18 protein-coding genes are annotated in these 12,002 nt (G+C 61.1%); 6 read left to right on the plus strand and 12 right to left on the minus strand.

The window, feature by feature from the left end; translation table 11 throughout:
• The first annotated feature begins 25 nt into the window (after window positions 1-25).
• A complete protein-coding gene (locus tag RA302_RS06295) occupies window positions 26-697 on the plus strand; it encodes a Rid family hydrolase (protein WP_020968713.1) in 672 nt (223 codons plus the stop codon).
• Window positions 697-873 (plus strand): Sec-independent protein translocase subunit TatA, encoded by a 177-nt coding sequence (gene tatA / locus RA302_RS06300; RefSeq protein WP_020906537.1) that lies wholly within the window; start codon window positions 697-699, stop codon window positions 871-873. Before RA302_RS06295 ends, tatA begins: the two co-directional genes overlap by 1 nt.
• Before the next feature lie 52 nt (window positions 874-925).
• On the opposite strand, the gene RA302_RS06305 is transcribed toward tatA, so the two are convergent.
• From RA302_RS06305 to RA302_RS06325, 5 genes are all read right to left on the minus strand, one after another.
• Window positions 926-1,540, minus strand: a complete 615-nt coding sequence (locus RA302_RS06305) for an SAM-dependent methyltransferase (RefSeq protein WP_019747479.1) — start codon at window positions 1,538-1,540, stop codon at window positions 926-928.
• Window positions 1,537-2,295, minus strand: a complete 759-nt coding sequence (locus tag RA302_RS06310; protein ID WP_030535919.1) for a PIG-L family deacetylase — start codon at window positions 2,293-2,295, stop codon at window positions 1,537-1,539. Before RA302_RS06310 ends, RA302_RS06305 begins: the two co-directional genes overlap by 4 nt.
• Window positions 2,289-3,227 carry an acyl-CoA dehydrogenase gene (locus RA302_RS06315; RefSeq protein WP_019747477.1) on the minus strand — a complete coding sequence of 313 codons (939 nt, stop codon included), beginning with the start codon at window positions 3,225-3,227 and terminating at the stop codon, window positions 2,289-2,291. The genes RA302_RS06310 and RA302_RS06315 overlap by 7 nt, the downstream gene beginning before the upstream one ends.
• Window positions 3,224-3,928, minus strand: coding sequence for a glycosyltransferase (locus RA302_RS06320; protein ID WP_019747476.1), 705 nt, complete (start codon window positions 3,926-3,928; stop codon window positions 3,224-3,226). The genes RA302_RS06315 and RA302_RS06320 overlap by 4 nt, the downstream gene beginning before the upstream one ends.
• A gap of 232 nt (window positions 3,929-4,160) precedes the next feature.
• On the minus strand, window positions 4,161-4,928 hold the full coding sequence (locus RA302_RS06325; protein ID WP_070385394.1) for a GAF and ANTAR domain-containing protein: 768 nt from the start codon (window positions 4,926-4,928) through the stop codon (window positions 4,161-4,163).
• Window positions 4,929-5,038: 110 nt separating this feature from the next.
• Here RA302_RS06325 and RA302_RS06330 point away from each other — a divergent pair, with 110 nt between their 5' ends.
• Window positions 5,039-5,737 carry a HemK2/MTQ2 family protein methyltransferase gene (locus RA302_RS06330; RefSeq protein WP_283567108.1) on the plus strand — a complete coding sequence of 233 codons (699 nt, stop codon included), beginning with the start codon at window positions 5,039-5,041 and terminating at the stop codon, window positions 5,735-5,737.
• Here the strand turns inward: RA302_RS06330 and RA302_RS06335 are convergent.
• Complete coding sequence (locus tag RA302_RS06335; RefSeq protein WP_338479788.1) at window positions 5,694-6,743, minus strand: iron-containing redox enzyme family protein; 1,050 nt, start codon at window positions 6,741-6,743, stop codon at window positions 5,694-5,696. The genes RA302_RS06330 and RA302_RS06335 overlap by 44 nt on opposite strands.
• Between RA302_RS06335 and RA302_RS06340 the strand changes: the two genes are divergently transcribed.
• Entirely contained in the window at window positions 6,744-6,983 is a 240-nt protein-coding gene (locus tag RA302_RS06340) for a CDGSH iron-sulfur domain-containing protein (protein ID WP_019747472.1), read from the plus strand.
• A 128-nt stretch (window positions 6,984-7,111) separates the two neighbouring features.
• Here the strand turns inward: RA302_RS06340 and RA302_RS06345 are convergent, their stop codons facing one another.
• The 3 genes from RA302_RS06345 to RA302_RS06355 form a co-directional block, all read right to left on the minus strand.
• A complete protein-coding gene (locus tag RA302_RS06345; protein ID WP_003943666.1) occupies window positions 7,112-7,315 on the minus strand; it encodes a cold-shock protein in 204 nt (67 codons plus the stop codon).
• A 316-nt stretch (window positions 7,316-7,631) separates the two neighbouring features.
• Window positions 7,632-8,609 (minus strand): YhjD/YihY/BrkB family envelope integrity protein, encoded by a 978-nt coding sequence (locus RA302_RS06350; protein WP_003943713.1) that lies wholly within the window; start codon window positions 8,607-8,609, stop codon window positions 7,632-7,634.
• A gap of 86 nt (window positions 8,610-8,695) precedes the next feature.
• Entirely contained in the window at window positions 8,696-9,133 is a 438-nt protein-coding gene (locus RA302_RS06355) for an STAS domain-containing protein (RefSeq protein WP_019747471.1), read from the minus strand.
• 317 nt (window positions 9,134-9,450) lie between these two features.
• On the opposite strand from RA302_RS06355, the gene RA302_RS06360 reads away from it, so the two are divergent.
• Window positions 9,451-9,699 (plus strand): hypothetical protein, encoded by a 249-nt coding sequence (locus RA302_RS06360; RefSeq protein ID WP_020968722.1) that lies wholly within the window; start codon window positions 9,451-9,453, stop codon window positions 9,697-9,699.
• Between the two features lie 15 nt (window positions 9,700-9,714).
• Here the strand turns inward: RA302_RS06360 and RA302_RS06365 are convergent, their stop codons facing one another.
• Both RA302_RS06365 and RA302_RS06370 read right to left on the minus strand, forming a co-directional pair.
• Complete coding sequence (locus RA302_RS06365; RefSeq protein ID WP_223258034.1) at window positions 9,715-10,434, minus strand: SigB/SigF/SigG family RNA polymerase sigma factor; 720 nt, start codon at window positions 10,432-10,434, stop codon at window positions 9,715-9,717.
• 95 nt (window positions 10,435-10,529) lie between these two features.
• On the minus strand, window positions 10,530-10,964 hold the full coding sequence (locus tag RA302_RS06370) for an anti-sigma factor (RefSeq protein ID WP_019747468.1): 435 nt from the start codon (window positions 10,962-10,964) through the stop codon (window positions 10,530-10,532).
• 236 nt (window positions 10,965-11,200) lie between these two features.
• On the opposite strand from RA302_RS06370, the gene RA302_RS06375 reads away from it, so the two are divergent.
• Window positions 11,201-11,638 carry a hypothetical protein gene (locus RA302_RS06375; protein WP_029254688.1) on the plus strand — a complete coding sequence of 146 codons (438 nt, stop codon included), beginning with the start codon at window positions 11,201-11,203 and terminating at the stop codon, window positions 11,636-11,638.
• Between the two features lie 9 nt (window positions 11,639-11,647).
• On the opposite strand, the gene RA302_RS06380 is transcribed toward RA302_RS06375, so the two are convergent.
• Window positions 11,648-11,965: a WhiB family transcriptional regulator gene (locus tag RA302_RS06380; RefSeq protein ID WP_020906545.1), complete on the minus strand. Its 318-nt coding sequence runs from the start codon at window positions 11,963-11,965 to the stop codon at window positions 11,648-11,650.
• Between the last annotated feature and the right edge of the window lie 37 nt (window positions 11,966-12,002).

A 12,002-nucleotide genomic window follows, 5' to 3' on the forward strand; every position in this document is an offset into this window, starting at 1 on the left:
CATCACTTTCTCTGGAGGTCACATCATGAAATCTCGCAGCACCAAGGTCCTTGCAGCGGCATTCGCCGCCACCGCGCTACTGGGCTTCGCCACGGCCTGCTCGTCTGATGAGGCGGACGCCGAAACCACGTCGAGTTCGTTCGTCTCCAAATCGATTCTCGAAGCGGGGCAGGCAAACCCGATGATCGCTCAGGGTGTCGCGATCGGCGGCGACACCGCGATCTACAAGACCAGCGGCATCGGCCCGTCGGCAGGAAACAAGGCGGCGCCGGAAGGTTCGCCGGAGTCGTACATCGACGGCCAGTTCTCCGGCGGAGTTCTGCCTGCCGGGGTCACCGTCACCGAGGCGCAGGGCATCAACGTACTCAAGAAGATCCGCGACAACCTCGAAGCCCAGGGATTGAGTCTCGAAGACGTCGTGACGATGCGCGTCTTCCTGGACAACGCGCCGGGGTCGGACAAGGCCGACTACACAGGATGGAATCGCGCGTACCGCCAGTTCTTCGCCAATACCAATCTCGACACCGGTGATACGGAGCTGGTGCCGATGGGCACTGCCGAGCCGATCGCTCCGATCGAGCGCAACAGCGCTCGGCCCACCCGCTTCGCCCTCGAGGTTGCCGGACTGCCCGTTGCCGGTTGGCTCGTCGAGGTAGAGGTCGACGCGGTGTACCCCGATGGCAAGGAACCCGCCTGATGGGCGCGCTCAGCCCGACCCACTGGGCAATCGTCGCAGTAGTGCTCGTGGTGCTGTTCGGTTCGAAGAAGCTGCCCGACGCGGCCCGCGGCCTTGGCAGGTCGATGCGGATCCTCAAGACCGAAGTCGGTGAACTGCAATCGGATACGGACCTCGCGTTGGAGAAGCGAGACTGACCCCTGTGCGCGGTTGAGGAGTCCCCACACTCCTCAACCGCGCACAGGTCTTCTAGATCAGACCTTCGGAACGCGCTACCGATGGTGGTGACGGCGGACCCTTCACGAAGACATCGATCAGCACGTCCTCGTCCTGGTACGACGCGAACTGCGCCAACCCCGGTGTCTGGCGCACAGCCGAATGAACGGCGTCACCGTTCTGCGGATACTCCGGTACGACGTGACGCCAATGGGCGCACAGCAGCGTTCCACCAGGCTCGAGATGCTCGACGACGTGCAGCATTGCCTCGATCAGCTTTTCGAAGGTCAGGTAGTAGCCGACCTCGCTGATGACGACGAGGTCGAAAGTCTCGTCGGGCCAGTCGTCACCCAACGCCCACAGACGAAATTCGGCATCACGTCCGGTAAGCCGCGCACGGGCGCTCTCGAGTGCGGCCGGGACGATGTCGGTGGCGAGAACGCTGTCGCAGCGCTCTGCCAACTTCTCGGTGAGAACCCCGATCGAGCATCCCGGTTCGAATGCGCGACGGTATCGAGGTTTGGGGAGCATCGCGGCGCTGAGCGCGTACTTTCGCTGCTCGTACCACCGGGATTCGAAGTCCCACGGATCGGATTGCGCCGCATACATCTTGGCGAAGTAGTCCGCGGGAAGCTCACGATCGGTCATACGAACACCGTTTCGTACGGTCGCAGTAGTCGTTCCATCGCATGTCGGGGGAGGATGGGGGCATCCGCGGGATGGTCGGAAAGCGGGGCGATCTGTGAAGTGAACTCATTGGCAGCAGCGGATTTTGCAGCCTGAACGTCGGAGGGCAAGGCCACTCTTCTGGCCCTTTCCCACGGGACTGCTGCATGATCCGGCTCAGCCCAATGCCACGCCCAGATGGGGTACTCGATCAATCGTGATCCAGTGTCCGCGCAGGCCTTCGCCGCTGCCTCCCCGGTGGCTTCATGGTCGGGGTGGCCGTCCCCGCGCCATGTCGAGGCGCACCAGGTACCCGTCGAGGAATCACCGAGAATCGAGCTGAGACGGTCGGTCAACTCCTGTCGGTTCTCCCTGATCTTCCCGTCTGGAAGGCTCAATCGAACCGGTGCGGGAATTCCGAGTACACGCGCTGCTCGATCCGACTCGGACCGCCTGAGATGTTCCATCTCAGGCTGAGTCACTGTTGGTGAATCGGGATGTGAGGCTCCACCGTCGGTGACAGACACCACGTGAACGTCGATGCCGGAAAGCGTTGCGAGAAGAGCAGTTCCACCCAGTCCGAGTATTTCGTCGTCGGGATGGGGAGCGACGACGATCAATCGCGAGCACCCGGTGAGATCCAGTTCCGGAAAGCTGCGTCCCCACTCCTGCCATGTCGATTCGGGAGTGCCGCCATCGTCGACAGGCTTCTGCGCGAACAGTTTCGAGTTCACCACGGCCGTTTCCCCTTGGCCGCAATCCGGCCCAGTTCGGCGAGATCCTTCTCGGCGTGGCTCTGCCGCAAGTAGACGGTGAGGTCGGCTACCCGCGCGGCATGCTCGGCGTCCATGCAGAGCGGTGCGGCGCCGAGAGCGCGTCCCACCCGATCCAGGGTCTCGGTGGCGGCGCGCTCGACAATTGCCCGCACACGGAGTGCCCGCTGCATGGCCTCGGCATTTTCATCGAAAGGATCGGCGTCGATCTCCGCCGCCGCGACTGCGAGCGCGTTGCGCGCTGCGGCCAGCGCTGCATCGACCGCGCCGAGGTGGGCGAGTAGGTAGGGATCGTCGCTGCTTGCAGCCTTGTCGTACAACGGATCTGCAACGCCGCAGGCACCGCCGTACCAACATGCAGCCACGCCTATCGCGCCGTGCCAGAACCCCGGCCTGCTCAGGTAGTCGCCTGCCGTCCCGACCGGTATCGCCGGAACCATGTCGAAGTCGACCGCGCTGGAGTCGCTTTCGGCCATACCGACGGCCTTCCACGAATCGGGAACGGGATGCACCCCAGGTAGTCCGAGCTCAACTGCGAAGAGTGAGGGTACTCCGTCGACCAAGGCGGTGATCAGTGCATGCGTGCAGGTGTTGGCGCCGGAACACCACAATTTGCGGCCGGTGAGCGTCCAGATCCCTACGTGCTCAGACGCATTCACGACCGGTTCGGGTGGCTCGGCCGCCCACACTCCCCACAGCTGCCCGGGTTCGGGATCCGGCCCGTCGAGTTCGGTGAGTATCGCGACGGCATCGGTGTGAGCCTCAGCCATCCGCCCGAGAACCACATTCTCGCGCGTGAGCTCTGCCAGGGAGGTCCACCGCGCGGCTGTCGCGCCGCCGCCGGGAAGCGGCAAGTACAGTCCACCTGCGTCCAGGAGTGTGTGTAGTCGTTTCATCGTGCCAGCTCCGCTTCTTCGTTATCGGCGGTCGTACAACCCAGGTTACGGATATGACCGGCAAAGCCGCCCGGAGTTCGGCCGTCGAGACGCGCAGACGTGGTGACCGCAATGTCTTCTGCCCACGCGATACAGGCACCAGCCTCGCTCAACCGCCGGACGAGATCGACGTCCTCGTCTTCTTCGAGATCGGAGAATCCTCCGACGCTCCAGTACATATCCGCGCGGACACCGAGGTTGGCCCCGTGGACGTGACCGTGTCGACCATATGGATGTGCGTGGTACATACGTTCGTATCGTTCGCGAACGGAGTGTGGATGGCCTTCCCAATCCGCGATGCGTACGGTTCCCGCGACGACGTCCGCAGTACGCGCATACTCCAATTGGCGCGCAATCCAGGTGGGGCCGACCACCGAATCTGCATCGGTGGTGGTGAACCACGCCGAAGCTCCCAACTCTCGGCCGAACTCGGAAAAGCCCGTCGCTCGCGAACGTCCGACGTTCTGGTGCTCGACGCGGAGTACTTCGACCCCGTCGGGGATTACACCGGCGGTTCCGTCCGAACAGTTGTCGAGGACGGCAACCAGTCGGACGGGGACAACGCAAGCCGACGCCGCTGTTGCGAGTGCGCGAAGGCAACTGGGGAGGTCTTCGGCTTCGTTGTGGGCGGGAACTACGACAAGAACCTGGTCGATTGGCACAGTGACGATCCTTTCCTCACCCTGGTACGGTCGGGTCTTCTTTCGTCCCGGTTCTCAACAGATAACCACATTTCGGACGAGGGCCGCCGCTCGACCGCCAGCAGTCACGCAGGTCGAAAACTGTTTCGGTGAAACATCTCTGGATGCGTTTGAGAACTGTGACTTCGGGGTACAAGACGGGGTTTTGCGACTTGCTTTAAGGTGCAAAACGGGGTTTTGCGCCGAAGAATCTTCAGAATCGGCGGTGGCGCACCGAATCGATGAGCATCCGGGCAACCTCGTGCAATTTCACGTTGGTGTTCTGCGATTGCTGCACAAGACGGCTGAATGCTTCCTCGGCGTCGATGCCGTGGACGGCGATCAGGACACCTTTGGCTTGTTCGATCTCGGCCCGAGATTCCATGGCGCAGTGCAACTGTTCGATGTGCTCGTGTGCTTGACGCCAGCGTCGTGAATCTGCGATCGCCGCGCCCGCACCGGCGGTGAACAATTTCATCAACTCTTCGTCGAAGGCCTTGAACTCTGTCGAGGCGAATCCGTAGACGTTGAAAGCGCCGAGCAGTTCGGTGTTCCCTTCGCCCATGGTGATCGGCACGGACAAGTAGGACCGGACGCCTTGTTTGCGGGCTTCGTCGGTGAATTCCGGCCATTCGTCGACGTGATCACCCACCTTTGCCCGAACCGAGGACACCGTGCGCGCGGCGTCAACGCACGGACCACGATCAGCGGAGTGCTGGGCGTCATCTATCTCGGAAAGGTAGTCCGCGGTGGACGCAGCAGTTCGTGGGCCATCGGTGGACAACACAGTCACGCTGACAGCATCGGCGTCAGGCAGTGCTTTGACCGCGGTCTCGGCCAGACGTTGGAGCATGGAGTCGAGATGCTCGTCCGTGTTCAGATTGGACCGGAGTCCGGCAATCGCTTCGGCGAGTGTGTCGAGCGAATCTGCTGCGGAAGCAAACGCCGCGGCTACCTGAGGAGCGTCCGCATTGCCTGTCATGACTCAGGTCTACTCCGCAAACTGCGACGATGTAACCGTTCCGGGCAGTCGATGCTGCGATGTTCGCATGAAATCCGAGGTTCCTGGGTAGCCGCACGCAGCGATGTGCGATGTCGCCTGAAAAAGAGGAGCCGATGATGATCCTGCGTCTACCTGGTGTGTATCGACCGCAACACGACACGTCGTTACTGGCGGATGCGCTGCTGTTCGAGCACCTCACCGCTCGCAGCCGGGTCCTGGATCTGTGCACGGGGACCGGCGCCCTCGCCGTCGCGGCATCGGCGGCTGGTGCAGGCCACGTCGTCGCGGTCGACATATCTCGCCGAGCGTGCGCCAATGCTCGTCTCAACGGAATCCTCAACGGAACCTTGATCGATTCCCGTCGCGGCGACCTCACCGAGGCGGTACACGGCGAACTCTTCGATCTGGTGATCTCCAACCCGCCGTACGTCCCTGCACTGGCAGACGATCTACCTACCGCTGGAATCGAACGGGCTTGGGACGCAGGCAAGGACGGACGCGCCCTCATCGACAGGATCGCGGCCACCGTTCACGAAGTACTCGTCCCCGGCGGCACACTACTTCTTCTGCAGTCGGTACTGTGTGGGGTCGACAAGACCGAGGCGATACTCGAGGAACACGGTATGGCCGTGGAGATCTCGGCCCGGAAGTACATTCCCTTCGGGCCCGTGATGCGCGAGAGGCGCACCATGCTCGAGGCACGAGGGTTGATCACCACCGGTCAGGAAATCGAACAACTCGTGATCATTCGCGCAACGAAGTCTCGCCCTTCTCCCAACTTGATGTGAGGTGATCGCCGAGAAGGTCGTCGAACGCGAGGCACGTTGCAGCGCCGAACAAGATGTCATCAGTGCGGTGCGGCTGCGAAGAAGCAAGACCGCCGGCAAGTTCCCGAACGGCGATCTGTTCGTGAACGGAATCCGCTTCCACGTGCTCGTCGTAGAACAGTGTCGCGTCCGAACCGAATCCGAGTCGGCGCAAGCCGGCACTGTACCGTTTGCTCGGCAGCGCCGACGTGGTCTCGACGGCGCACAGGTGCCCGGCCAGCGCTCCGAGATGTCGGCGATGAAAGCCGAAGAGCGAGAGAGCATTCAACGACGCCAAGGTTACCGCGGGAACAGCATCGATGTAGTGGCCGTAGCGGTCCGAAAGGCCTACAGCCCGCATGGTGTCGGCAAAAAGACGCGAATGCATTCGCTCTGCGCTGCCCCCTCCGTACTCGTCGCTCTGCACTTCGACGAGGGCTGCTTTGACGGCACCGGAGAGGCGCGAAATTCCAAGGGTGTGCACATCCGCTTCACGCAGCTGATTGAGCGAACGGTGAATCAGCACCTCCGCGAACTGATCGATTGTGGCGTCCTTCGCCATAAAGGACGCCAGACCGGGGCCTGCACTGGGAGCCGTCATCGCCCACAAATCGGCTACGACGTCACCGGACGACGGAACTTTTCCCACGAGTTCCACGATGGCGGCCTCGAAATGCGTCTCGAGACGCGACCTCGCCGCGAGCAGGTCCAGATTCCACTCCCACGCGTCCGAGACGTTCTCGATTCCCTGCAAATAAAGCTCGTAGAGGAGCGTCAGAGTCAACTGAGCGTCGTCGTCTCGAAGAATGTCGTAGGTGGGGTCGATGGACCGTGCAACCTCGTACGTGTCAGCGGCAGCCGTAAGCTCCCTCGGATCGGCCGAGGAGCGCAGAATGGAAACGAGAGTGGCGCTCAATGGGCCGCGAGCCTGTGGAACAGGCATTGAAGTGGGCACGCCAGTGGCCGAATCGAGAAGTGAAGAGGACATATGACCGCGTTTCCCGAATCGTCATCTGCCGAAACACCGAGTGTTGCCGGTAACAACACCACCATAACCGCCTGCTCGGACGGCCCGCTGCTGGTGCGTGGTGACTTCGAGTTGCTCCGTGACGACGGCACTCCGATAGAGAACAAGCGCTCTACGGTTGCTTTGTGTCGATGCGGGCGGACCGGCATCGCGCCGTTCTGCGACAGCTCCCACAAGAAGAAGCGGGCGCGAGCGACGTAACCGGGGCCAACTCGGAACGAGCCGGACCCGTAAACCAAGACGGCCCTGAAACCAAGAAAAGGCTGGATGCCGGCACCGTGCGGTGCAGCGTCCAGCCTTTTCAGTCTGAAGTCAGACTGGGATCGAACTCAGATGGCGCGAACGTTCTGAGCCTGGGGGCCCTTCTGGCCCTGTCCGATCTCGAACTCGACCTTCTGGCCCTCGTCGAGGGACTTGTAGCCGCTGCCCTGGATCTCCGAGTAGTGAACGAACACATCCGGTCCGCCACCTTCCTGCTCGATGAATCCGAAGCCCTTTTCACCGTTGAACCACTTGACACTGCCCTGAGCCATAACCAAATTCTCCTGGATCCATCGAGCCGAGCCCTCCCATCGAGAGTCCGGTCTCACACCTGATCCTGCCATGCTCTTCTTTTTCTGTCTCCAATTACATGCATGGCGAGTTGCAGTATTTGACGGGTTTGTCCCGTTCCGGGACCACGTCGGAAGCAGGTGATTGTTCAACTATGCGCGTTTACCTGCTGTGATGTATTCGTCGCTTCGATGTAGCGCGAAATGACAACACCTGTGTTAAATCTGGATTCGCGGCGCAGAATGCCACCCCGATACCCAGGAGGGGACCAAATACCCAACTCGATCGGGGTCGAGATCAGTCCGAATCGTCGGGTTTGGTGTGCCCGTCGAACGTCACATGGATGTTCTCGTGGGGAACCGCGCGTTGGGCTTTTGCTTGATCGGCGAAGGTACGCCGATCGCCTTCGATGAGTTCGGTGTTGTCGGTGAACGGAGCCAACAACGCCCGCGGATGGAGTTTGTCGACTCGCACGACGTTGATTTCCGCGCACATGACGATCGAGGCGGCAGCGAGGAACAAGAAGGCCAACAAACCCAGAACGATGGCAAAGACGCCATTGGTGGTGGAGGCACCCCGCACCACGGAGGTCACGTAGAGGGCACCGAAGGACTGAAGTGCTTGCCAGAGAACAGCAGCGGCGATCGCTCCAGGCGCCACATCGGCTACCGAGAGCGGGCGGGCGCAGGTGAGCCGGAAAGCGACGATGAAGATGCCTGCATTCAAGACGACTACCGCAAGGGTCAACAGGAAGCTGAACGAACCGCCCAGATGAAGCGCACCGCCGATGTTGGAGACAGCGGTGGTCCCCAAGATCGCGAGACCGATGGTGCCCAGGAGCAGTAACCCTTGAAGACGCCCGCGGATGGGATCCGGTCGCATGTTTCGGGGCACCGACCACACCGTGTTCATCGCATTCTGGCAAGCCAGAGCGACACCGAGGCCACCGTAGAGACCACCGACGATTCCGATCACCAGCCCTGTGACACCGCCGCCGATCTGTTGCGCATTGCCCAGATCGTCACCGATCACCGGAAACTGATGCAGAGCGGAGTCCAAGATTTGTTGCTGAAGCTCGGGGTTGCCAGAGAGCACGAAGCCGAGAATGGTCGAGAGCAACAGAAGAAGAGGGAAGAGTGAGACGAAGCCGTAGTACGCGATCAGCGCGGCGAGATAAACACCTTGATCGTCGAGGAACTTGTAGAGGACCGCTATCGGGAACCCCAGGGCCGGATGCTTCTGTTGCAAGGCATCGAGGCGCTTGGCGATTGTCATTCTCGGTCTCTCTCAGCTCGTCGGACAGCCCGACGAACCTTAGTCGCTGCGAGCGCGCGGCGCTCGACGCCGGTGCAGGCTTGGCGTCAGGAGGCTTCGAGTGACTTTTCTGCTTCGGCGAGCGCGCGCATTGCTCCCTCGACAGAGTTGGTGACCGGAAATTCCTCTTCCGCCCGTGCGGCCCGAAGCAAGCGTCGAAGCGGGTGTGACCCGATGACGGACCACTGGAAGTCGTGCGCTCGTGAACGGGAGTTCAGTTCGGCGAACAGTTCGAGGCAGACCGCACCGACGAACAGTGAGTTGGACAGGTCGAGAATGACGCGGGACCACTCCGCAGCGTACGAGTTGAGAAGTTCTCTCAGTTCTGGGGCGGACAGTTTATCGAGGTCGACGTCGACCTGGATCAGGACTGTCGAGGGCGTTATCCGCCAGGCTGCGAAGCCTTGTGTGTCCACGATCGGACCCAATTGTGTTGAGGGATCGACGAAATCGATCGCTGTGTGGTCGAGTTCATTCAGATTCATGGCAGATCCGGTCTGTGTGCTTTTCGTCGAAAGGCTGACGACCGACCTGGCGGCACGGAAAGTGGAAGAGTCCAGGTGTGGAAAGCATTGAGCCCAATGGATGTACGCAGGAAGTTGTGACCTGAATCCAGAGTCCTGATGCGAACCGAGCGCCAGCGGCTTCAGCCCCGGCTGTATTCTCAACCTCGGTATCGCTCAGTGTAGCTCGAGGGCTTGGATCGGTCCAGGCTTGTAGTCGAACATTAAGCGGTGCAATGTTTTTGGCTCGACACTTCGGTATGGTTGGGGATCAGCGCCACCTGACGAAGGGATTTCAGATGAACGACCGCGATGCACTCACGGCCATCTCGACCAAGCTCGACACACTGATCGGCGCGGAGACCAACGGTCTGCAGGACGAGGTTCCGCCCGGTTCCAGTGTTCAGCGCACCGAGCAGGACGGCGAGCACGGCCGGTGGGGGCACGATTACCGTCTCGCCAACAAGTATCTCGAGGCTCTCGACATCGGCCAGCCCGGGCTCATTGACCGAGACGAGATGGAACGTCTTGCGCAGGAATACATCTGATCCTGGGGACCTACTTCAGAAGATTTCACCCATCTCGGTGCGCAGCTGCTTCAGTGTCTGAGTGAGGATTCTGGATACATGCATCTGAGAGATGCCGATCTTTTCGGCAATCTGGGACTGGGTGAGATGACCGAAGAATCTGAGAACCACGATCGTGCGCTCGCGCTCCGGTAGTGCAAGGAGCGCGGGTCGCAGGGTTTCGTGATTGTCGATCCGACTGATCGCTTCGTCGTACTGTCCCAAAGTATCGATCAGAGTCAGTCCGCTCCCGTCGCCGGCTGACGCGGTGTCGAGCGGTGTGGTTCGATACGAATTTCCGGCGGTCAACCCCTGTTCGACCTCGTCCGGCTCGATGTCGAGCTCCGTCGCAAGTTCCGCTACCGTCGGTGCACGGCCGAGCGTCTGCGACAACGACGTGAGCGCCCGGTTGAGGGCAAGATGTCGTTCCTGAAGGCTGCGAGGTACGCGTACGGACCAGCCGTGATCGCGAAAATGCTTGCGTACCTCACCCATTACGGTGGGGACTGCGAACGACAGGAAATCCGATCCTTTGTCTACGTCGAATCGCTGCACAGCCTGTACCAACCCCACGCGCGCAACTTGTTCCAAGTCCTCGAAAGGTTGGCCGCGCCCCTGGTAGCGACGTGCAACGTGGGTGGCGAGCGGTAGGCACAGTTCGATGATCGAGTTGGTGATCTTTTCTCGGGTCGGATCATCCGGTGGAAGCGAAGCCATCGAGACGAACAATTCGACAGCTAGTTCGTACTGGTCCTTCTTGTCCGGTGGTACAGCCTTGCCCGGTGGGACAGTATCGTCCGGTGGGACAGCGGTCACGCACGCTCCTGGAGCAAGCCCTTTTCAAGCGTCATCGTCAGGGTGATGTGACCGTCCGCGTCGATTTCCGATTGCTCCAAACGGACCGAGTCGACCAGTGCTTCGAGAACGAACCATCCGAAGCTGTGGGACTTGTCGGGTATTTCGGAGTGTGCGATCACCGACACGACGATCCGAAGAGTGCGACCGTAGGTCTCGAATCGGCAGGTCAAGTCGCTGGACGGTATCGCATGGCCGATGAGGATGCTCGCGACTTCGTCCATTGCCAGAGCAAGGTCGGCTGTCCCGTCGACGTCCAATCCGGTGTTGTTGGCAACCGTGCGGGTGATTCCGCGCAGAGTCGGCAGTTGGGAGTACGACGCTCGGACGCGGAGCGAGGCAATGGAGTCGTGAGTAAGTTCGGCTTCGGTCGGACTCGACAGAGGAATCAAGGGGCTTCCTGTAGGTAGATGTGGCGTAATTCCGGCGGACCGAGGCAAGGAACGGTACCGGCCATGCGTGCCAGCCATCTCTACCCCGGAAGTATTCATGGCCTTCGATTACCCTTCGCCCGGCGAAGTAATCCTCTTTACCCGAACTAGAGGATGAATTGTGAGACACATCACCTGTGGTGCGCTCGTACCGAATCCCATCTTTCATTTGTGACCCGTTCGGGTACGTCCGTTTCATGGGCACTCAGGCGGACAGGCAGATCCCCGTACACGCACGACCGGAAGGCGTCACGGACGACGAGGTGAAGGCAGCGGGGGTGTTGTCGAACGCCCTCGAAACTGTGGAGCGGGCGCGAGGCGCTCTGTACGACTTCCATCAGCTGATCGGACATGCAGATCTGATGCTCGACGAGGTCGTCGAGCTACTGCGAACCAGCGGTAACGACGAGCTGGCCGATCAGGTCGAGAAAGAGTTGATGGGCCGGAACGTGGTCGAAGGGCGCTGGACCTTCCAGCTGGTCGAGGAGTTCGACGAGAACTACTGGTCCTTCTTTCGCGAATGCGAACAGGTGGTGCGTGACAAGCTGGCCGGCGGAGTGCCGCACCTCTTCGAAGCCGAGATGAAGGAGCGACGCCGCACGCACGGTTTACGGCATCACGAGGCCAGGCCTTGAGGTTGCCACCTACTCCGGTGAGTTCGCAGCGGCACTGATCAGTGGTTCAGTTCGACCTTTACGCAACGATTCTCGTTCGGTCGCGGTCATGCCGCCCCAGATACCGTGGGGTTCCCCGGTCTGGATGGCGTGCACGAGGCATCTCTGCACGACAGGACACCTGGCGCACACCAGCTTCGCCGAACTCTCGCGTTTCGCTCGCCTGGAGCCGCGCTCGTTCGTGTCGTCGTAGAACAGGGCGGGGTCGGTGTCGCGGCAGGTGCCGGACAGCTGCCAATCCCACTCGTCGGCAAGGGGCCTGGGAGATGTGTAGGAGCGCATGAACATGGACGTTCCCTTCGCTGCGTGACGAACTCGACTCGGA

The organism is Rhodococcus sp. DN22 (assembly GCF_036669995.1).
Taxonomy (GTDB): Bacteria; Actinomycetota; Actinomycetes; order Mycobacteriales; family Mycobacteriaceae; genus Rhodococcus_F; species Rhodococcus_F erythropolis.